25 protein-coding genes, 3 tRNA genes and 1 pseudogene are annotated in these 20,494 nt (G+C 44.4%); 17 read left to right on the forward strand and 12 right to left on the reverse strand.

The genetic code is table 11. From position 1 onward, the window contains the following. The 5 genes and pseudogenes from ICN23_RS10040 to ICN23_RS09145 all read left to right on the forward strand — a co-directional run. Positions 1-209, forward strand: a pseudogene (locus ICN23_RS10040) (glutamate--tRNA ligase); the annotation flags it as partial. A gap of 78 nt (positions 210-287) precedes the next feature. Then, positions 288-363, forward strand: a tRNA-Ala gene (locus ICN23_RS09130). A 29-nt stretch (positions 364-392) separates the two neighbouring features. Then, positions 393-468, forward strand: a tRNA-Glu gene (locus ICN23_RS09135). A gap of 52 nt (positions 469-520) precedes the next feature. Continuing rightward, a tRNA-Asp gene (locus ICN23_RS09140) sits at positions 521-597 on the forward strand. A 224-nt stretch (positions 598-821) separates the two neighbouring features. After that, on the forward strand, positions 822-1,226 hold the full coding sequence (locus ICN23_RS09145; RefSeq protein ID WP_216231822.1) for a hypothetical protein: 405 nt from the start codon (positions 822-824) through the stop codon (positions 1,224-1,226). Positions 1,227-1,315: 89 nt separating this feature from the next. On the opposite strand, the gene ICN23_RS09150 is transcribed toward ICN23_RS09145, so the two are convergent. Continuing rightward, positions 1,316-1,915, reverse strand: coding sequence for a hypothetical protein (locus ICN23_RS09150; protein ID WP_216231823.1), 600 nt, complete (start codon positions 1,913-1,915; stop codon positions 1,316-1,318). A 154-nt stretch (positions 1,916-2,069) separates the two neighbouring features. Here ICN23_RS09150 and hyi point away from each other — a divergent pair, with 154 nt between their 5' ends. From hyi to ICN23_RS09170, 4 genes are all read left to right on the forward strand, one after another. Continuing rightward, positions 2,070-2,852, forward strand: coding sequence for a hydroxypyruvate isomerase (hyi, locus tag ICN23_RS09155; RefSeq protein WP_216231824.1), 783 nt, complete (start codon positions 2,070-2,072; stop codon positions 2,850-2,852). A gap of 9 nt (positions 2,853-2,861) precedes the next feature. Beyond that, positions 2,862-3,449, forward strand: coding sequence for a YqiA/YcfP family alpha/beta fold hydrolase (locus ICN23_RS09160; protein ID WP_216231825.1), 588 nt, complete (start codon positions 2,862-2,864; stop codon positions 3,447-3,449). Between the two features lie 83 nt (positions 3,450-3,532). After that, a complete protein-coding gene (locus ICN23_RS09165; protein ID WP_370624772.1) occupies positions 3,533-4,102 on the forward strand; it encodes an HNH endonuclease in 570 nt (189 codons plus the stop codon). Between the two features lie 206 nt (positions 4,103-4,308). Next, a complete protein-coding gene (locus ICN23_RS09170; protein WP_255532747.1) occupies positions 4,309-5,106 on the forward strand; it encodes a DUF3108 domain-containing protein in 798 nt (265 codons plus the stop codon). Between the two features lie 2 nt (positions 5,107-5,108). Here the strand turns inward: ICN23_RS09170 and ICN23_RS09175 are convergent, their stop codons facing one another. The 6 genes from ICN23_RS09175 to mltG all read right to left on the reverse strand — a co-directional run bounded on the left by ICN23_RS09175 (position 5,109) and on the right by mltG (position 10,078). Next, positions 5,109-5,666 (reverse strand): ion channel, encoded by a 558-nt coding sequence (locus tag ICN23_RS09175; protein ID WP_216231827.1) that lies wholly within the window; start codon positions 5,664-5,666, stop codon positions 5,109-5,111. 70 nt (positions 5,667-5,736) lie between these two features. Beyond that, positions 5,737-6,444 carry an ankyrin repeat domain-containing protein gene (locus ICN23_RS09180; RefSeq protein WP_216231828.1) on the reverse strand — a complete coding sequence of 236 codons (708 nt, stop codon included), beginning with the start codon at positions 6,442-6,444 and terminating at the stop codon, positions 5,737-5,739. After that, positions 6,441-7,232, reverse strand: a complete 792-nt coding sequence (locus ICN23_RS09185; protein WP_216231829.1) for a TatD family hydrolase — start codon at positions 7,230-7,232, stop codon at positions 6,441-6,443. Before ICN23_RS09185 ends, ICN23_RS09180 begins: the two co-directional genes overlap by 4 nt. Before the next feature lie 30 nt (positions 7,233-7,262). Next, entirely contained in the window at positions 7,263-8,384 is a 1,122-nt protein-coding gene (locus tag ICN23_RS09190) for a DNA polymerase III subunit delta' (protein ID WP_216231830.1), read from the reverse strand. After that, positions 8,381-9,022 carry a dTMP kinase gene (tmk, locus tag ICN23_RS09195; protein ID WP_216231831.1) on the reverse strand — a complete coding sequence of 214 codons (642 nt, stop codon included), beginning with the start codon at positions 9,020-9,022 and terminating at the stop codon, positions 8,381-8,383. Before tmk ends, ICN23_RS09190 begins: the two co-directional genes overlap by 4 nt. 9 nt (positions 9,023-9,031) lie before the next feature. Further along, positions 9,032-10,078: an endolytic transglycosylase MltG gene (gene mltG, locus ICN23_RS09200; protein WP_216231832.1), complete on the reverse strand. Its 1,047-nt coding sequence runs from the start codon at positions 10,076-10,078 to the stop codon at positions 9,032-9,034. A 20-nt stretch (positions 10,079-10,098) separates the two neighbouring features. Between mltG and ICN23_RS09205 the strand changes: the two genes are divergently transcribed. After that, entirely contained in the window at positions 10,099-11,106 is a 1,008-nt protein-coding gene (locus ICN23_RS09205; RefSeq protein WP_216231833.1) for a folate-binding protein YgfZ, read from the forward strand. Between the two features lie 8 nt (positions 11,107-11,114). Beyond that, a complete protein-coding gene (locus tag ICN23_RS09210) occupies positions 11,115-11,972 on the forward strand; it encodes an NRDE family protein (protein ID WP_216231834.1) in 858 nt (285 codons plus the stop codon). A gap of 2 nt (positions 11,973-11,974) precedes the next feature. Here ICN23_RS09210 and ICN23_RS09215 read toward each other — a convergent pair whose 3' ends face one another. Further along, positions 11,975-12,457 carry a PaaI family thioesterase gene (locus ICN23_RS09215; protein ID WP_216231835.1) on the reverse strand — a complete coding sequence of 161 codons (483 nt, stop codon included), beginning with the start codon at positions 12,455-12,457 and terminating at the stop codon, positions 11,975-11,977. 55 nt (positions 12,458-12,512) lie between these two features. Here ICN23_RS09215 and ICN23_RS09220 point away from each other — a divergent pair, with 55 nt between their 5' ends. From ICN23_RS09220 to ICN23_RS09240, 5 genes are read left to right on the forward strand one after another with little or no spacing between them, the layout of a single operon-like run. Next, positions 12,513-13,982, forward strand: coding sequence for a YdiU family protein (locus ICN23_RS09220; protein ID WP_216231836.1), 1,470 nt, complete (start codon positions 12,513-12,515; stop codon positions 13,980-13,982). Positions 13,983-14,014: 32 nt separating this feature from the next. After that, the gene (msrB, locus tag ICN23_RS09225) at positions 14,015-14,428 is read left to right on the forward strand and encodes a peptide-methionine (R)-S-oxide reductase MsrB (RefSeq protein WP_216231837.1); all 414 of its coding nucleotides are present in this window, start codon (positions 14,015-14,017) and stop codon (positions 14,426-14,428) included. Positions 14,429-14,455: 27 nt separating this feature from the next. Next, positions 14,456-15,004 carry a septation protein A gene (locus ICN23_RS09230; protein ID WP_216231838.1) on the forward strand — a complete coding sequence of 183 codons (549 nt, stop codon included), beginning with the start codon at positions 14,456-14,458 and terminating at the stop codon, positions 15,002-15,004. Continuing rightward, the gene (locus ICN23_RS09235; RefSeq protein WP_216231839.1) at positions 15,001-15,285 is read left to right on the forward strand and encodes a BolA family protein; all 285 of its coding nucleotides are present in this window, start codon (positions 15,001-15,003) and stop codon (positions 15,283-15,285) included. The genes ICN23_RS09230 and ICN23_RS09235 overlap by 4 nt, the downstream gene beginning before the upstream one ends. Before the next feature lie 43 nt (positions 15,286-15,328). Next, positions 15,329-16,123, forward strand: a complete 795-nt coding sequence (locus tag ICN23_RS09240; RefSeq protein WP_216231840.1) for a peptidylprolyl isomerase — start codon at positions 15,329-15,331, stop codon at positions 16,121-16,123. Positions 16,124-16,138: 15 nt separating this feature from the next. On the opposite strand, the gene ICN23_RS09245 is transcribed toward ICN23_RS09240, so the two are convergent. The 4 genes from ICN23_RS09245 to ICN23_RS09260 form a co-directional block, all read right to left on the reverse strand. Beyond that, complete coding sequence (locus tag ICN23_RS09245) at positions 16,139-17,296, reverse strand: MFS transporter (protein WP_216231841.1); 1,158 nt, start codon at positions 17,294-17,296, stop codon at positions 16,139-16,141. Between the two features lie 13 nt (positions 17,297-17,309). Then, positions 17,310-18,425 (reverse strand): chorismate synthase, encoded by a 1,116-nt coding sequence (aroC, locus tag ICN23_RS09250; RefSeq protein WP_216231842.1) that lies wholly within the window; start codon positions 18,423-18,425, stop codon positions 17,310-17,312. A gap of 43 nt (positions 18,426-18,468) precedes the next feature. After that, entirely contained in the window at positions 18,469-18,924 is a 456-nt protein-coding gene (locus ICN23_RS09255; protein ID WP_216231843.1) for a CBS domain-containing protein, read from the reverse strand. A gap of 80 nt (positions 18,925-19,004) precedes the next feature. Further along, entirely contained in the window at positions 19,005-19,853 is an 849-nt protein-coding gene (locus ICN23_RS09260) for a YhjD/YihY/BrkB family envelope integrity protein (RefSeq protein WP_216231844.1), read from the reverse strand. 22 nt (positions 19,854-19,875) lie between these two features. Between ICN23_RS09260 and wrbA the strand changes: the two genes are divergently transcribed. Continuing rightward, a complete protein-coding gene (wrbA, locus tag ICN23_RS09265) occupies positions 19,876-20,484 on the forward strand; it encodes an NAD(P)H:quinone oxidoreductase (protein ID WP_216231845.1) in 609 nt (202 codons plus the stop codon). The last annotated feature ends 10 nt before the right edge of the window (positions 20,485-20,494 follow it).

Below are 20,494 nucleotides of genomic sequence, written 5' to 3' on the forward strand. Positions count from 1 at the left end.
ATGCCATTTCACAGTCTGAGCCAACAAAAGAGGCCTATGGCGCGGTATTTAAGCAAGTATTGGCCAAGCATCAACTCAAAATGCCGGCTCTAGCAATGCCTGTCAGATACGCATTATTTGCCACAACACAAACCCCAGCCATTGATTCTGTCTTGGTGGTATTGGGCAAGAAAGAGGCTATACAAAGGCTCTCTAAGGTGGTCCGCTAGGGAATTTGCGCACCTGCACAAAAATAGGATAAAATCTTGGATTGTTTTGAATGTCTTGTAGTTTTATCGCGAGATTTCGGGGGTATAGCTCAGCTGGGAGAGCGCTTGCATGGCATGCAAGAGGTCAGCGGTTCGATCCCGCTTATCTCCACCAAGCATTTAAAATAGTTTGTTGTAGTCCAGGTCCCCATCGTCTAGAGGCCTAGGACATCACCCTTTCACGGTGAGTACGGGGGTTCGAATCCCCCTGGGGACGCCAGATTCTTCTGGTAGCAGTAAAGAGGTATGATGTTGCGTTACTCGATGTATTTGGAGCGGTAGTTCAGTTGGTTAGAATATCGGCCTGTCACGCCGAGGGTCGCGGGTTCGAGTCCCGTCCGTTCCGCCAAGACAACAGGTGTCACAAGGGTTTGTGACAATTAATCTCCCTTGTTACCAAAAAGCCATCCTGCGGGGTGGCTTTTTTTATCCTTACTAATTTTGTTCTATAGATTTTTTTAATGAGGTTCCCATCGTTTCAGGATTGATTCACTAAAGATACAAAGCCGAGCAAATATAATGAATCAAGCAAGAATTACTCTCAAATTCACTTTTCTCTCAATAGGATCATTTATGAAAACCAAATTATTAGGTCTCGTTGCAGCAGTGGCATTAGTCGCTTGCGCCGCTCCTGTGACCCAACAAGAAATTACGCAAGCCAAATTCCCGCCTCAACCTAATCAGGCAGCAGTAGATAAAGAAGTGAATACTTATCTTAAGTCTGCCGTGAATAACCCGGATATGGCAAAAAAAGAATGTTCGCCTCCACGTAAGGCCTGGGCAAGAGCGCTGGCTTTTGAGACTCCAAAGTTTGGTTGGATGGTGGTCTGTGATGTCAACGGAAAGGAACGGTCAGGTGGCGATGGCCCAATGAAGACCTATATGTTCTTGTTCACCACTAATGGTAACTTCGCCTATGACTCATCCTCTTTCGGGAACATCAACAATAATGTCCAATTTTTGGATCTGATCAAGTAAATTAGTATTGCTAAATAAAAAGCCACCCGCAGGTGGCTTTTTATTTAATGACTAACTAGCTCTACATATCGCAGAGTTAGTTGAAAAGATTACTTCTTAGGAGTGGTAATAGAGGCTGCCATTGCATCAAAGTAAATGACTTTTACCTGCTCACCGACTTTAACGTCAGCCAAAAGGGCAGGGTTCTTTACAGTAACAGTGGTGATTTTGCCGCTGGGGCCCTTAACGGAAACCAATTTCTTCTCACGATTTACCTCAACAATATCGGCAATGATGGTTGTCTGATTGGTGATTGTTTCAGAAGGCTTTTCATTTGCCTTTGATTTTGTCACTGTATTGGTTTCTACTTTTGTACGAACGCCATCACTCTTGGTTTTAATCAACTCAATAGCTACAGCCAATTCATAGTTAACGTTAACGCGATCACCTTTTTTGATTTGGTCAAAGTTCTTAATATCTGGACCAGCCACAAATTTAGATTCGCCTTCTTTGTTTTTAAATGTAATCGTGCGGGTTTTTTTATCGACCTTAACGACTTCACCTTCATAGAGCTGATAGACATTGTCAGTAACAGCTGCATCGATTACAACTGGCTTAGCGGCACCAGCTGTGGAGGATGTTTGGGCATTAACCGCCGTCGTACCTGCGAAAAGCACAGCAAGCATCATAGCAATCGGGGCAAATTTCATATTAGTTTTCCTTATTTAAATAACTACTAAATTCAATCTTAGCCTATTTTGAAGGTCAATTAGACCTATTAAGAGGTATAGGCCCCTGTAAGACCGAGCTGCTCGGGGTTTGTTAAGATCAACCAATACATTGATTCACTTTAAAGGATGTGAAATGCCCCAGTTTGCAGCAAATCTCACCATGCTATTTAATGAGCATCCCTTTATGGATCGCTTTGAAATAGCAGCAGAATCTGGATTCAAGGCCGTTGAATTTCTTTTCCCCTACGCCTATAAGGCAAGTGAAATCCGTCAAAAACTTGATCAAAATAACTTGCGCCTGGTGCTTCACAATTTGCCTGCTGGAGATTGGGATGAGGGGGAGCGAGGGATTGCCTGTCTTCCAGATCGCATGGATGAATTTAAAGCAAGTGTTGCCAAAGCAATTGAATACGCAAAAGTGCTAGGGGTGAGTCAACTCAATTGCTTAGCAGGAAAAGCACCCACTGGATTGAGTCAAGAGCTGTTGCGAGCAACATTGATTGCAAACTTACGATATGCGGCAGTTGAGCTCAAAAAGGTCAATATTAAATTACTGATTGAGCCAATCAATACATTTGATATCCCCGGATTTTATTTATCAAAGACCCAGCAAGCTTTAGATATTCTGAATGAAGTTGGCGCTGATAATGTGTATATTCAATACGATATTTATCATGCCCAACGCATGGAGGGTGAGCTCTCTAAAACATTAGAGGAAAATATCTCTAGGATTGCCCACATTCAATTGGCTGATAATCCGGGTCGACATGAGCCCGGTACTGGAGAAATTAATTACGCATATCTTTTTAAACTGATAGATCGGATAGGCTACCAAGGCTGGATTGGCTGTGAATACAAGCCGGCTACCCAAACCCAATCAGGGTTGGATTGGATCAAATCACTCAATAGACTTTAGGATTTTCATATGCCTTCAACATTGCTTGTATATCTTCATGGCTTTCGATCATCGCCTCGATCTAGTAAGGCTGTTATTACAGGTGAGGCAATTCAGGCTTTAGCAACACCAGAAAATCCCATTGAGTGGTTTTGCCCACAGCTTTTAGCATCTCCTAAGGCGAGTATGGATCTAGTAGAAAAACATATCCATGACTCAAAACATGATCGTTTGGTGGTTGTCGGATCCTCATTAGGCGGCTTCTACGCCAATTATCTTGCCGAGAAGTATGGCTGCAAAGCGGTAGCCTTAAATCCTGCCGTAAGAGCCCCAAGAGAGCTAGCTCCTCATGTTGGCATGTTGACTTCCTATGACTCAGATGAGCCGTTTGATTTTCGTCCAGAATATATCGATGAACTAAATGCGCTTCAAGTGGAGTCAATAACCAAGCCCTCTCGTTATTTTTTAATGGCTGCAAAAGGCGATGAATTGTTAGATTGGCGTGAGATGGTGGAGTTTTACAAAGGTGCAGAGCAACTAGTGCTAGAAGGCAGCGACCATGGCATTGCTGAGTATCCAGAGCACTTACCTAAGGTAATACAGTTCATCTCACAGTAGGGTCAATTGATTGCCGACATCTTCTTCTGTAAGATGATCCAAACGACTTTTATCTGCATGATGAAGCCTAGAAAGGAGAGTTTGTGCTGAGCATCTTGAAATTAGACGCAGGTGGAATTCCCCAGGGTTGGGTTAATCCAGAAGAAGCTACAAAGCAATATGCTGATAGCAGCGTCATATGGACTCTAGGTGATCCTATACTCAAAATGCGTGGTGGCATTTCTCGTGCTACCGGCAGGCAATCTGTTATTGAGCTTCACTCCATCATTGCAGTAAAGGGTAGCGCCAAAATCAATCTTTTTGATGTTGTGCCCGTCATCACGAAGCACAAGCTTTATAAACGCGATAGAGGTTTATGCGCCTATTGTGGCGATGCAATTCATGAAAATCACGCAGAGGCAGAACACATCATCCCTAACAGTCGCGGCGGTCAATATAGTTGGATGAATTTAGTGATCTCTTGTAGACCCTGCAATCAACGCAAAGGCAACCGTACACCTGAGCAAGCTGGTATGGGTTTGTTATACACGCCTTATTTACCAAGCCTTTATGAGGACATGATTCTTAAAGGACGTAATATTTTGTCAGACCAGATGGATTTCTTGGCCGCCAATCTTCCCAAAAATAGCCGCCTTTTGGAGGGTTTGTCCTGAATGTAAAGACAGGGTGGGGTAGTTATTTTGGTTGCCCCAAGTTGAAATCGCTGCGAATAATTTTTGCTGCTTTGCTACTTTCAGTGGTTGGGCATCTCCTATTATTTTTTGGCCTTCCTTTTTTTTCATTTAATGAGCTGCCACCAATTGCTGAAGATCTCATCATCAGGACTGAGTTAAAAGCGGAAACGCCTAAGAAAATCCAGATGACTAAGTCCGCTAAAAAGGTAGCTGACAAACAGACCTCATCATCAAATGCGCAGACAGGGGTCAAGTCTGACGGGGTTGGAGCAAACGGCGCTATAGGAGATCAATCTGGGGCGGCATTCAAATTACCGGAATCTGGGATTATTTATTACGATGCTTATGTCGATGGCCAGCAGTATCAAACCGGAGAAATTGACTGGATTGTCGACGGCAATAACTATCGTCTCTATATCAATATTCCCTATGCTTTTGTTGGCCCTTTTGTATTTGAATCACGCGGCTCGGTAGACGCCTATGGGATTGCTCCCAGCATTTATTGGTCGCAACGCGGAACAAGAACACCGCGCTACTCTCGATTTGATCGAAATGAAAAAGGGGAAGGGCAGATGTTCTTTTCTGAAAAACCTGAATACACGCCAACAATATTACCTGGCACTCAAGATCGCTTTAGTCTAATTTTCCAGCTAGCTTCGCTGTTAAATGGCAATAGCAAAATGGATGAGGCTGGCACGATACGCAGCATTCCGGTGGTTGACTACAACACCCTGGAGATGTGGAACTTTAAAAGCTATGGAGAAAATGTCTCTGAAGACATTCCAAGCATGGGTAAAACGATCAATCGTCACTATGCCTTGATGCAGCTTGAGAGTAGCCCTTACAAGCGTCAAGTTGATATTTGGCTTGCGAAGGACTTGGATTGGCTGCCTGGACGCATACGCTCCCTAGAGTCAAATGGTAGGGTGCTTGAACTTGTTTTCAAGCAAAAGAACCCTGTGCCCAAAACAATTCAGCCCTGAAACTAGAACCCTGATCCAGATTTTGGATTTTGATTAGACCGTCCTAGTAATGCACCCATCATGGAATATAAAGCAGCCCCAGACATGGAGACTGCAAAAATTCCTGAAAAAGAAATGATGATCGGCAGGATTCTCCAGTGCTCAGAAAGCGTGTAATCACCATATCCAACGGTTGTATACATTTCACCAGCAAAGTAAAAAGTCTGAGGATTAGTGGCAAATACCTTGAGCGCCACACAGATATATGCCCAGGCAATAATTTCGATGAAGTGGCTCGCAATAATCAAAAGAATAGCCACGAAGTATGAAAGAAAGTTTGCGCCGTAAATTTTCTTGTTTTCTAACTTGTGATCAATCCAGTGAAATGCTCCTGCGATCATCAGAACGGCAACACCATGCAGCGTTAACATTAAACATGCTAGTAACAGCACAACCCAGATCTGACTATTGCCCATATCAGTATTGATCTCTGAAAAAAGAGTGGTGAAGCTGGGCAGATCGGCATTCTGGAAAAGATCCAAAACAGGGAGTTTATGGTCGTGAAAGAAGTTAATTGCCATTAGGGGTCTGTAGCGAATATTACAAAAATATCTTATTTGACATAATAATGATTATACGCAGATATGTATATTATGGCTTAGGCTGCATAAGAGCCTTTGGATACACATAAGGCTGCTTATAAAGCTTTAACCAACGTGAACTTAGGCCTTCTGCAATCCATGGCTTCTCGTAGATAACGGCAATATCAATTGCAGTAAAGCCTTGAGAATTCTTTAATCTCAAATCTGCACCCTTAGACAAAAGCAAGTTAATTAGATCTTCATTGCCGGCTTGAACTGCCATCATCAATGGCGTGTTATCACCAACACTTAATGCATCAATTGTGGCTCCTTTGGAAATGAGATATTTGGCTACATCTAATTGACCTCTGGCGCAGGCGTAATGCAACGGCGTCCAGCCAATATGGTTTATTTGTGCATTTCTTTGCTCAACCAAGGCCTTTACCACGGGCAGATTGCCATCAATAGAAGCAATCATTAAGGGCGTCTCACCAAACTTATTGGAGAGATCAACGTCAGTAGATTTATTGGCCAGCAACAGGGTAATCACATCATCAGATTTGTCTCTAATCGCTATATTTAGCATAGGGTCGCCCTTAGAGTCGGTTGTATTGGGGCTGACACCTTTAGCAAGCAGGCTTTTCACTGTTGCCACATCATTAAACTTAGCTGCCTTAGTAAAGTCTAGAATTTGTGTCTCTGTTTGGGCAAAAGATGATGTACAAATAGCTGCAGAAATGGTCATAAAAGCAGCAATTAATTTAAACTTAAATCTCATCTTAACTCTCTATCTATCTGAAAACATTCATAAAAATTGCTGGTGGTTTGGAGCGCTAATTCTTCAATAGAAACCCCCTTCAAGTCAGCAATAAATTCACCTACTTTAGATACCCAGGCAGGTTCATTGATCTTGCCGCGATAAGGAATTGGGGCTAAGTATGGTGAATCTGTCTCAATCAACATTCGATCCAAAGGTACTTGTTTGCAGGTCTCTTGCAGTTCCTTGGCGCTCTTAAAGGTCACAATTCCGGAGAAGGAGATGAAAAAGCCCATCTCCATAGCCGCCTTAGCCACGTCATAGGATTCCGTGAAACAGTGCATAACCCCGCCAATGTTCTGAGCGCCCTCCTCTTTAAGGATTTTGATGGTGTCTTCAGAAGCTGAGCGTGTATGAATGATTAAAGGCTTCTTGGAGGCTATAGACGCCCTAATATGAGTTCTGAAGCGCTCTCGCTGCCATTCCATGGATTCATAGCTACGATCGCCCATGCGGTAGTAATCTAGCCCTGTTTCACCAATAGCGACAATTTTGGAATGCTTTTGGGCGGTATCAACTAGAAACTCAAGGCTTGGTTCGGGCGTATCTTCGTAATCTGGGTGAACGCCTACTGAGGCATAAAGATTTGGATGATCCTGCGCTAATTTCAATACATTGGGGAAATCTGGCAAATCTACTGAAACGCATAAAGCATGACTGACCTTGGCCGCCTGCATATTAGCCAAAACTTCGGGCAATCTCGTTTGAAATTCTGGGAAATCGAGGTGGCAATGTGAGTCTATGAACATGACTCGTATTTTAGTCTGCCTGCGAGTTATTTATGGCCCAAATATCTGCTGATATTGTGAAAGTAGCCCCTCTAATTGAATTCTGGTGGCAAGAGGGTGATTTTCATGGCGACGAGCCTGTACTAGAGATTTCCAAAATTGATGCAACTTTTGAATATTCGCTAATTTAGATAATCCTTCTAGTGAAGATAAATGTTTGGGGTAATAACGTGGATGTCCACCTTGGGCTACTGCTTGTAAATCCGAGACCCATCGCTGCATGCTTGCCAAAAGAAATCCGTATTGCGCCTTATGTGTTTTCTCAGCCGTTTCAAGCCAGTTGATTCTGACCCCTTGAGCCATCGATTGAAGTAAAAAACGTGATGCCTGAATGGCTATCGTTAGCTCATCCTTCTCATCTTTATTGTGCCTAGCAATTAGGGAGTTGAGGACTGAGAAAGGTGCCCCACCCTGCTCGTCATAGATGCTCTCAATATCAGCATCCCTAGCCTTTAATCCCTTGATTTCATTTGCTTGAGCCTTTAGCCAAGCGATACCTTCCTCGCGATTTGGGCGTGGAGCCGTTAAGAGGCGACAACGAGAACGAATCGTCGGCAATACACGATCAACTCGATCGGCCAGTAATATAAAAATTGTATTAGCTGGCGGCTCTTCTAGAGATTTCAGCAATGTATTGGCAGAATCTGACCGTAGCATCTCTAATGGGTAAATCAAGATCACGCGATTCCCACCACGGTGAGAGCCAATAGCCAGATTTTCTATTGCACTTCGAGTTTCTTCTATGGAGATATTCTTCTTTTCTTTTTTCTCGCTTGATTCGCTTTCATCGTCGCGCACTACCTTCCCTTTTTTGGGGGACTCATCACTATCGTAATCAGCATGAGGCATTAGCTTTCGGTGAGTCTCCGGCACAAGGGAAATAAAATCAGGATGATTGCCGGTGTCGAACCAATGGCAAGCTTCGCATTGATTGCAAGGCTTTGGAGATCCATTTGCGGTCTCACAAAGCAAGGCTTTGGCTAGCTCAATAGAAAAGGCGAATTTGCCAATGCCGGATTGACCATGTAGCAATATCGCATTGGGAAACTGTCCAAAGTCCAAGCCCTCCCAAAGAGGTTGAAGCCAAGGCGCTATTTGAGTCTTTTGTCTCACTGAACCGCAATCTGAATTTGTTTTAAGCCATCCCAGATGGCTTCAGGCGTTTGTGTAGCGTCTACCAAATGAAAGCGTTTAGGATCATCCTTTGCCCGACGTAAGTATTCTTGACGAACTCTTTCGAAAAAGGATAAGTCCATCTTTTCGAATTTATCTGGTGCCCTCACTTTTGAGCGGCGTGATTCAGCAGTTTCACCAGGCAAGTCAAATAGGATGGTTAAGTTAGGCTGCAAAAGAGAGCCGTCGCTCCTACCCTGTACCCAGCGCTCTAAATCATTCAATTTAGCTAAGCTCAAACCGCGACCTCCGCCTTGGTAGGCAAAGCTCGCATCAGTAAAGCGATCTGAGATTACTATCTTGCCGGCAGCGAGCGCTGGCTCGATAACTTGAGCAATGTGCTCACGACGAGCCGCAAACATGAGTAATGCTTCCGTTTCTAGATTCATGGGGGCATCAAGCAACAAATTGCGAAGTTGTTCACCAAGGGCAGTGCCCCCAGGTTCACGAGTCATAACCACTTCTTTATTGGGGTAGCGTTCTTGCATCAGGTTGCGAAAAGCATCGACATGCGTACTCTTGCCTGCCCCATCAATTCCCTCAAAGCTGATAAAAAATCCTGTGTGTGCTGATGTCATATAAAAAAATTAGTTTGCGCTAGTTTTAGATGTAATTTTGCGTTGATATTGATCTACCGCAGCCTCATGCTCTTTTAGAGATTGTGAAAAATGGCTGCTACCATCCCCTTTAGCAACAAAGAATAAAGCATTACTTTTAGCTGGATGTGCGGCTGCCATGATTGATTCTTTACTAGGCATAGCTATGGGGGTTGGCGGTAAACCTTTATGCATATAGGTATTGTAGGCAGTGTCTTTGCGTAAATCCGCTTTCCGTAAATTTCCGTCAAATTTAGGCCCTATTCCATAGATCACCGTCGGATCAGTCTGGAGCGGCATACCTTTGTTTAGGCGATTGATAAAAACAGTCGACACCATAGCTCTATCGCTCTGACGCCCAGTTTCCTTTTCAACTATGGATGCCAGTATCAAAAGATCATAAGACGTTTTAAGCGGTAATCCCTCGGCTCTTTGATCCCAAATTTGGGATAGTTGCTTTTGCATTGCTTGTGCTGCTCTACGATAAATATTCAGGTCAAGCTCATCCGGGTCAAAAACGTAAGTATCGGGTAGAAATATTCCCTCATCACTTGGATAGCTGAGATTTAAAAGCTGTAGCAACTCCTTATTGCTAATCCCCTTAGTTCTGTGAACGATTGATGGGTGAGAATTCATCAACGTTCTCAGCTGCCAAATAGTCATGCCTGGAATGATGGCAATACTCTCTCTAACGCGATCTCCGCGAGCCATTTGTAAAAGTACTTTTCCAAGGCTGGCACCATTGGGGAATAAATATGTCCCTGGCTTTAATTTTGAGCCAATAAATAAACTTCTTGCAGCAATATGTAAAACAATGGAATTAGCAGCCAAACCTTGGGTGCTGAGCTGGGCAGCAATGCTTGTTAGGCCAGAATTTGGGTTGATTTTGACCTTATAGACTGAGCCATCTGCACCATTTGATTGATTTGGTACAACTGGAAGTAAAAAAATGACGCCATAAAGTAAGCTCAAGAGAGCTGCAGCTACAGCAAGCCACCTTTTTAAAAAAAAGACCTTCTTCTGAATTTTTCTGCTCATCGGGCTATGATAAAAGGGTCATGACAAATAACACTCAAAATCAGCAAAATTGGCTTAATAACCATTCATCTCTACCCTCCATTCTTCCTGATTGGGGTTGTATTCAAATTGAGGGTGCTGATGCAGCAGGCTTTTTGCAAAATCAATTAACAAATTCTGTTTTGGGGCTCAATCGCACCATGCCAGGATCCAAGGCCTATGGTTTCTCAGGAGCTCGTCTCGTTGGCTACTGTAGCCCAAAAGGTCGATTATTGGCGAGCGCTTGGCTTGGCTTATTCCCATCCACCAATGAATCTGAAGACCGCTTTGCCCTATTTATCTCAAAAGATATCGCGGCAAGTACAGCGAAACGATTATCAATGTATGTGTTGCGTTCAAAAGTGAAGATGACAGATCTTTCTGCGAGTTGGTCAGTAGCAGGACTTTATGGAACTGATCAAACTATCAGTAGCTACCAATCTTCCGAGCAGTCTATTGCCCTAAGGATGCCCGATGTATTGGTTGGAACTCAATCAATTGCACGCCTTTTGTTAGCGTTCCCAAATCAATCCCCTATCGAAACTCAAGACTCTGGCACAGCTTTAAATATCTGGAACGAGCTTGAGGTGCTAAGCGCCATTCCTCGAATTGTTGCAGCCACACAAGAGCAATTTGTGCCACAGATGATTAATTTTGAATCCGTTGCGGGCGTGGATTTTAAAAAAGGATGTTATCCAGGCCAGGAAATCGTAGCCCGCAGTCAATATCGCGGCGCTATTAAACGAAGACTTCAACTGGCCAATGTAATTGATTCTGAGTTAGATCAAAATCCCATCATGCCAGGCACCGAAATTTTTCATAGCAAGGATTCGGATCAGCCAGCTGGAATGGTTGTTTTATCCTCCCAAGATCACGCAGATCCAGCGCGCACCACTCTTCAAATTGAGTGCAAGCTCGAGGCTCTTGAAAATGGGGATATTCACTTGGGTAGCCCTACTGGACCTGTGTTACAAATAGATTCATTGCCATACCCTTTAATAGAAATTTAACGCCTTTTATGTGCCTCATTCTTTTCGCATGGAACTCCCATCCAGACTACTCTCTGGTGGTTGCAGCCAATCGCGATGAATTTTATGAGCGCGATACTGAAGGAGTTTCTTGGTGGTCAGAGCATCCACATGTTTTGGCCGGAAGAGATCGTGCTGATGTTTTGGGAAGTCCTGGCACATGGTTGGGAATTACTAAAACTGGAAAATTTGCGGCCTTGACTAACGTAAGAGCGCCGAGCGAAAAAAATCCAGATGCAAGAACGCGTGGCGAGCTATCTTTGATGTATCTCACCAGCAAAGATCGCCCAACACAATTTATTCAAAGTCATTCAAAACGGTTTACACAATACAACGGCTTTAATTTGCTGATGGCCGATCTTAGTGATCCAGCTAATGGAGAAATGCATTGGGTTAGCAATCGAATGATGTTGGGTCAAAGTATTCGCCCCCGCAAGGTATTTCCTCAGCAACCCCTAGAGCCAGGTGTCTATGGACTCTCCAATGCGATGTTGGACACCCCTTGGCCCAAAGTAAACCACCGCGTAGCTGCCTTTGCTCAGGCCTTGGCTATGGATCAAGGGCAACTTAAAAATGCAGATCAATATCTAAAATTGCTCGCAGATAGTCATCATGCAAGCGATCATGAGCTGCCGAATACGGGTGTAAGCAAAGAATGGGAGAAGGCACTCTCCTCTGCTTTTATTAAAACCCCTGCCTACGGTACACGTTCCAGTACGGTTCTAAGGGTTCGCAAAGATGGGCATTTTGAATTGGTTGAACGTCGCTTTGATGTATCCGGTACCGTTGGCCACGATGTTGTAACGGGTGCGCTTAGTTCATCATCAGACTCTAATTTATCTGTCTAATATTATTCGACGCGACCATCGTCATTCACTACGCGAATTCCGTCAGCATTTTTAGTTGCTAAGCGCTTCAGGTACTTAAAGGTCCCGGTCGACATGCAGCAAATCTCACCCTGATCATTAAATAGCTTTGCTTCGCAAAAAGCCATGGTTGCAGTCCTTCGGACGGTATCAGCCTTGACCCTGAGTACTCCGGTTGCGGCCTGCATAAAATTATTTTTCATTTCAATAGTCACGACACTTCTGTCGCTGGGGTCACCCGATCTTGCTGCAACTGCCATGGCAACATCCATGAGTGTCAATAAGACGCCGCCATGAGCCACTTCCCAAGTATTGTTGTGCTCAGGTTTCAGGGCTAGCAAAATCTCGCCCTTACCCATTTCTGCGCTTAAGCAACGTACGCCAAGAAGCTTTAAAAAGGGGACATTTAATTCCTCACCTAAATTGGCTAGTTGGGTTTGTGGATTTATTTGGACTTGTTTATTCATAGAATAATTTTAGAGGCATGTACGTGTTTTGGTAAATCCCCCTAGAATAGGACTCATGGCCTTTACCTTCAGCGGCGATGATGTTTGCCAAGCGACCCAACCCACTCCCTTGCCCGAACCCTATTGGGTTGCATTTTCGCCCTCCTCTGCGAAGTTAATCGGCATTGAACTGGATAAAAACCACCTACCTACTGATTCGGCTTGGTTGGCTGTTTTATCTGGAAACCAATTAAATGTAGCAACCCACCAGTTTTCCAATCCAATTGCAACAGCCTATAGCGGCCATCAATTTGGTGTTTGGGCTGGACAACTGGGGGACGGGCGCGCAATTTTATTGGGTGATATTGCAGGGCAAGAATTACAGCTGAAAGGTGCTGGCACTACTCGGTTTTCACGAATGGGGGATGGGAGAGCGGTACTACGTTCTTCTATTAGAGAGTTTCTCTGCAGCGAGGCAATGCATGCATTAGGCATTCCCACTACTCGAGCTTTATCGATTATTGGTTCTGACTTGCCGATTAGAAGAGAAACTCTGGAAACCGCCGCAGTCTGCGCAAGGCTCGCGCCTAGCTTTATGCGGGTTGGTCATTTTGAACACTTCGCTTCATTAGATGATTTGGGACGTCTGAAGGAATTTGCCGATTACTTAATTCAGAACCATTACCCAGAGTCTCAAAATACAGAGAATCCTTACTTAAGCCTTTTTAAAGAAATTTGCTCTCGCAATGCAAGTCTTGTGGCGCAGTGGCAGTCAGTTGGCTTCTGTCATGGCGTTCTCAATAGTGACAACATCAGCGTACTTGGCTTAACAATAGATTACGGGCCATTTGGGTTCTTGGATCAATTTCAAATCGATCATATTTGCAACCATAGCGATCAAGGCGGACGATATGCCTATCATCGCCAGCCTCAGATCATGCATTGGAATATGGCTTGCCTTGCCAGCGCGATGATTCCATTGCTAGCAAATTATTCAGGAGGGGAAGAAAAAGCACAAGAACAACTACGCGGCGCTCTTGAACAATTTCCAGTGGTGTACGCACATAAATGGCAATCCCTCTTTCGGAAAAAGCTAGGTTTTACCACTGTTCAAGAGGGAGATATCCCCCTCATCGAAAGACTATTGCAGGCAATGCATGATTCAAAAGTAGACTTCACGAGTTTCTTTAGAAATCTTGGCAAGCTGCAGGTCAATTCAACTAGTTCTAAAAATCCATTGCGTGATGAGTTTTTGGATAGAGAGTCTATCGATCGCTGGTTTGCCGATTATGTAGAGCGATTGCAGCTGGAATCAAGCTCTGACATTGCGCGCCAGAAAGAAATGGATCGAATTAATCCTAAATATGTATTGCGAAATCACTTGGCACAATCTGCAATTGAAATGGCTCAGAATAAAGATTTCTCAGAAGTCATCAAGCTTCTAAAAATTTTGAGCCATCCTTATGAAGAGCAAGATGAGTATCACTCATATTCATTAGCGCCACCCCCAAATGCCCAATCAGTTGAAGTTAGCTGTTCATCCTAGAGCATAAGAAAACTGATATATCAGGAGTCAATATGAAAAAAACAGATCAAGAATATAAACAAGCGCTCAGCGACATTGAGTATCGCGTTACACGTGAAGCTGCAACTGAACGACCATTTACCGGTAAGTATTGGGATCACTGGGATCAGGGCCGGTATAAGTGCATCTGCTGCGACACCCCCCTCTTTCTATCTGAAACTAAATTTGACGCTGGTTGCGGTTGGCCCAGCTATAACGCCCCTGAAGTTCCATCATCAATTAAAGAAATTCGCGACACGACCCATGGAATGATTCGCACTGAGGTCCGCTGCGCTCATTGTGATGCTCACTTAGGCCACGTATTTGAAGACGGGCCTATGCCTACGGGCTTACGTTATTGCATCAATTCAGCTTCCTTGAGCTTTGAGCCTAGCTCTAACGCGACACCCGTAAAGTCAGGTGAATAGTTAGTTAAATAGTTGGATAATCGACCTATGAAATTCTTATTCGACCTCTTCCCCATCATCCTGTTTTTTGTGGCCTTCAAATTCGGTGATATTTATACGGCCACTATTGTTGCGATGGTAGCGACTATTGTTCAGATTCTTTGGGTCTATTACCGCCATCGCAAAATTGATGCCATGCAATGGATCAGCCTGGTGATGATCATCGTCTTTGGCAGCTTAACGATCTTTTTGCACGACAAGACTTTTATTCAGCTTAAGCCCACTGCTCTTTACTGGCTATTTTCCGGAGCACTTTTTATTAGTGCACAGTTTTTTCAAAAGAATTGGATACAGGTGCTGATGGGCAAACAGGTAACGCTGAAAGAAAAAAGTGCCCATTCTGTTTGGCATCGTCTAAATATGGCCTGGGCTACCTTCTTTTTTGCAATGGGCGCTCTTAATTTGTATATTGCCTTTGAGTATTCTGAGGAAACCTGGGTTAACTTTAAATTGTTCGGTAGTACTGGCTTGTTAGTGGTTTTTGTCATCCTTCAGGGCCTGTGGCTTGCTAAACATATAGAGCAACCTAACGAATGAATATCAATCAACAACGTATTGCAGCCTTTGACGAAGATCTTCGCAGAGCCTTTCAAGTTCAGTCTCTCAAGATTGAGGATGAAAGCCACCTTCATGCTGGGCATGCTGGAGCCGCAAGCGGTGGCGGACACTTTAAGCTGGAAATTGTCGCCCCGGAGTTTAAGGGTTTAAACCTAGTGGCTCGGCACAGGGCTATTTATGCCGCTCTAAATCAACACATTCCCAAGGAAATTCATGCTTTAACCATTTCCGCCTTGGCTCCTGATGAGGTTCTTGCCTGAGCCTACCTTAAAATAGCTCCATTTCAATAATTCATTAAATACCATGTTCAATAAACGTCAATTATTATCAATCAGCCTTCTCGGAGCAGTCCTTCTGACCGGTAACGCTAACGCACAAAATGCAGTCATCGTGAATGGCAAATCAATCCCAAAAGCGCAGCTAGATAAGCTGGTTCAACGCTCAGGACAGCCAGACAATCCTCAAGTACGCGACCAGGCTCGGGAGATGCTTGTAACTCGTGAACTAATTTTGCAAGAAGCAGATAAACGTGGCGTCCTGCAAAAAGAAATCGTTCGTGAACAGCTTGAGCAGGCACGCATGGGCGTATTGGTATCCGCAGTATTTGAAGACTTTATCGAAAAGGAAGGCGTGGCTGATGCCGAGCTCAAAGCTGCTTACGATTCAGTCAAGGCGCAATACACTGGCAAGGAATATCACGTAGAGCACATCCTTGTTGAAAAAGAATCAGATGCAAAAGCAATCATTGCACAACTAAAAGCTGGCGCAAATTTTGAAGATATCGCCAAGGCAAAGTCATTGGATCCCGGCTCTGCCAAGAATGGTGGTGATCTGGGCTGGGTAAGCGATAAAGCCTTGGTTCCAGAATTTTCTAAAGCAATGGTTCAGCTAAAGAATGGCCAAATTACAGATAAGCCCGTTAAATCTCAATTTGGATGGCACATTATCAAGATGATTGATTCACGTGATGTAAAAGCACCAAGTATGGAAGAATTAAAGGATCAATTAAAGCAAATGATCATGTCAGATAAGAACTGGCAGAAGGCTAAGTTCGCGGAGTTGATGCAAAAATTGCGTACTAAAGCAAAGATTCAATAAAGTAGTCTTTAAGTTTTATCTGGCGGGATAACGTCGCGGCCTGAGTTTCTGGATCGCCATGCCCGCCAGTCCACATGCAAATGCGGACATGACAAATACATCTCTGGGCTGAGAAGCTTCCCAAATCCAGCCAGCACACAACCCACCTAGCGTACCTCCCAAGCCATAGGAAATTGTGGCCATCAAAGCTTGACCTCTTGCTTGTAGAGGACCTGTAAACCAGCGCTGCAATAATTTGGTAGCAGCGCTATGGTGTGCAGCAAAGGTGCCAGCATGCATGATTTGCGCCGCAATCAGGACAGATGTAATGGGTAGAAATGCAATCAAGATAAACCGAATAACACCTATCCCAAATGCAGCTTGCAAAATGACCTCTGCATCTAATCTGCTAAGCACTTTACTTTGGAAGTAAAAGAAGAGAACTTCAGCAGCAACACCGAGCGCCCAGAAAAGACCTATTTGTAGTTTGTTGTAACCCAGATCAGCAAGATAGAGAGAGTAAAAAACATACAAAGCAGCATGGGCAAAAATCATGAAGAACCCAGACAGCAAAAACCAGCGAACATCAGGATTAAATAGCACTACCAATAACTCTCCCTTCACCATCTTGCGGCGCTCCATTTTTGGCTCGTGCAGGCAAAAAGTAATGATGGCTAAGGCGAACAAAACAACGGTACCCACAATGGGATATAACTCAATCGACTTGCGCTGAAATAATTCTCCTGCAGCAAGGACCATAACGATAAAGCCGATAGAACCCCAAAGACGTAGCCTTCCGTAGCGCTTATCGAATGAATTGTCTTTGTATAAAGCATGGATGGTAGCGGATTCACCAAGAGGCATGAGGCTGCTTAAGATGGTGTGCAGAACAAACATCCATATGAAAAAGCCAATGTAGCCATCTAAAAAATAGATGCAAAGAAAAACGAGGGCAGCTAAACAAGCGCAAAAACGAATAATGCCAATACGATTTGATAGATAGTCTGACAGCCAACCCCAAGAAAATGGGCCGACGATTCTGGTGATCTGTAGCATGGACATTAGTGCCGCAATCTCGATGACACTAAATCCACGATCAAAAAAGAAGAGGCTCGCATAAGGCGATACAAGGCCAACATAGGCAAAATATAAAAAGAAAAAGGACCCGAAGGCCCAGCGAAGTGATGGCGTCATTTAAAAAGCCAAATCAATCGCGAAAAGATCCGGGCTGCGCTGCTGGAATGGATGCTGCAGATGCGGGAACATCAGCGCACTGAGCGCGATGACGCAAGGCGTGATCCATTAATACGAGAGCCAACATTGCTTCAGCAATAGGGGTTGCACGAATACCAACACAAGGATCATGGCGACCCTTAGTTTGAACCGTAATCGGATTTCCATTTAAATCCACAGATTGCTTTGGACTCATGATGCTTGAGGTAGGTTTAATTGCGATAGAAACACGCAAATCTTGACCTGTGCTAATGCCACCAAGAGTGCCGCCAGAATTATTCGATGCAAAACCATCTGGATGCAGCTCATCACCATGCTCGCTACCACGTTGAGCAACACATTTAAAGCCGGCGCCGATTTCTACGCCTTTCACCGCGTTAATTCCCATCATGGCATGCGCAATATCCGCATCCAACTTATCAAATAAAGGCTCACCTAAACCTACGGGAACATTACGTGCGCGAACTTCAATGCGAGCCCCGCAAGAGTCCCCTGCTTTGCGTAACGCATCCATGTAAGTTTCAAGCTGAGGAATCATTTCGGCATTTGCAGCAAAAAAAGGATTCTTTTCGATCTCTGCAGCGTCTTTAAATGGGATTTCAAGCTCCCCCAGTTGGCTCATATAACCATAGAACTCGGTGCCATATTTTTCATGCAGCCATTTTTTGGCAATTGCAGCCGCAGCCACAACTGGGGCTGTCAAGCGTGCTGAAGATCTGCCGCCACCGCGGGGGTCACGAATTCCATACTTAGATTGATATGCGTAATCTGCATGACCTGGTCTAAAGGTTTGCAAAATATCGCCGTAGTCTTGGCTACGTTGATCGGTATTGCGTATTAACAAAGCAATGGGAGTGCCTGTAGTTTTCCCTTCAAATACACCAGAAAGAATCTCTACCCTATCCTCTTCTTTGCGCTGAGTAACGTGTCTTGAGGTGCCTGGTTTGCGACGATCCAAATCCAGCTGAATATCTGCTTCAGATAGCTGCAAACCTGGAGGACAGCCATCAACTACAGCTCCGATAGCCGGACCGTGGGATTCACCAAAAGTAGTGACAGTAAAAAGGAGGCCTAAAGTATTTCCTGACATACCGACATTATGTCATTTGTCAGAAAATCATGGTCAGAATAGCCTAGGGAGCAGCTTTTTCAGTATCTTCAGGCCAGTCGCGGATATAAGCCTTGAGCATGGTGTTTTCAAAATCCTGGGCTTCCACTACGGATTTTGCAACGTCATAGAAAGAAATCACGCCCATCAACATCTTTTGATCCACTACCGGCAGATACCGAGCGTGGTCTACCAACATCATGCGTCGCACTTCATCTATCTCGGTTTCCATATTGCAGGTCAAAGGCTTCTGATTCATTACCGAGCTAACTTGTAATCCCTCAAGCTTGCCATGATGTTTTGCCAAGGCCGCAATAACTTCTCGGAAAGTCAGAATTCCAACCAGCTTGTCGTATTCCATCACCACTAAGGAGCCAATATCGTGTTCGCTCATAACCAGAACCGCAGTTTGCAGAGCTGTATCTGGAGCTACCGTAAAAAGGGTGCTTCCCTTAACGCGCAATATGTCACGAACTTTCATTTGATCTCCAAAAAAACGATGCTGTTATAGGCTCAATATAGACTCAAGACCACTCTGAATCAAGGGTTAAGTAATTGCTTTTAGTAACGAATAACCCTAATGACGCCGCTGCGGATCTCTGGCAAATTAGCCACGAGCACCGCTCCAGTCAAGGTAATCCACCAGGTCATATAAATCCACATCAGCCCCAAAGGGAAAATGGCAAAAGCCCCATATACCGTCTTATAGAAGGCGGTATGACTTAAGAAGATGGCAAAGCCAAATTTCATTATCTCAAAAGCCAACGCTGCTACAAAAGCGCCAGTGAAGGCATCCCGCCATAAAATTTTGGCATATGGGAGGACTTTGTAGACCACTGCATAAACTAGAACGGCCAGGAAGATGGGTACTATGGTTGCAACTAATTGAAAGCCAAAAGAAATTGCACTGATCCAACCTTCTGATGCGCTAAACAAGACGCCGCTGAGGTAGATGCCAAAGCCCAACAGTATTGGGCCCAGAATTGTTGCTGCACTATAGATTGCAATTTTTTTATGAAGAGGTCGACTAGTAGTGACTTTAAAAATTTGATTAAAGGCACTTTCTATCACAGCCAGGGTCATAATTGTTGTAATGATGAGGCCCGCTAAACCGACAAAAGTTAAGCCTTTTGCCTGAGATGAGAATTGATCCAAGTACACAAAAACTTGTTGATTGATACCACCCGGCATATAGGTCTCTAGAAGCCAGGATTTAAAAGCATTCTTAATTTGAATAACGCTTGGCAAATAGCCAATAAGCATGGTCGCTATGGTCACCATGGGAACCATTGATAATGTGGTGGTAAAGGCTAGGCTTGCGGCAATTTGCTTTAAATTTTGACCGCGATTGCGCTCCCAGATCTCTTTTCCAAGAGAGAGCCATAATTGGGGGTTACGAATGAAGCGCATCGCCGTATCATAAGAGATCAATATGAGCCAACCCGATATTTTAGTTTTGTACTACTCCCGTTATGGTGCAACCAAGGACTTGGCGCGCCTAATTGCTGAGGGCATTGAAAGCGTTCCAGGCGTAAATGCCCGGCTAAGAGCCGTACCCCCTGTCTCCACTGTTTGCGAAGCAACGGATGCGGCCGTGCCCCAAGATGGCGCTCCTTACGCGGAATATTCAGATTTGCAGGAATGTATAGGCCTTGCCTTAGGCTCACCTACCCGTTTTGGCAACATGGCAGCACCCATGAAATACTTTTGGGATGGCAGCTCATCCGAATGGATGAACGGCGCCTTAATTGGTAAACCAGCCTGTGTATTTACAAGTACTGGCAGCATACACGGCGGACAAGAAAGTACTCTTTTAACGATGATGATTCCGCTTCTGCATCACGGCATGATGTTGATGGGTATTCCATATAGCGAGCCTGATCTCATGTCTTCCAGCACGGGTGGCAGTCCATATGGTGTTACTCACCTTGCCCATGCCGACGGTCGAGCACCTATTAGCTCTGAAGAACAGCGTCTCGCTAAAGCACAAGGTAAGCGATTGGCTGAAACCGCTTTAATGCTCCATCTGAATAAAACGTAAGGCATGCAAA

The organism is Polynucleobacter sp. MWH-Jannik1A5, assembly GCF_018881795.1.
Lineage (GTDB): Bacteria > Pseudomonadota > Gammaproteobacteria > Burkholderiales > Burkholderiaceae > Polynucleobacter.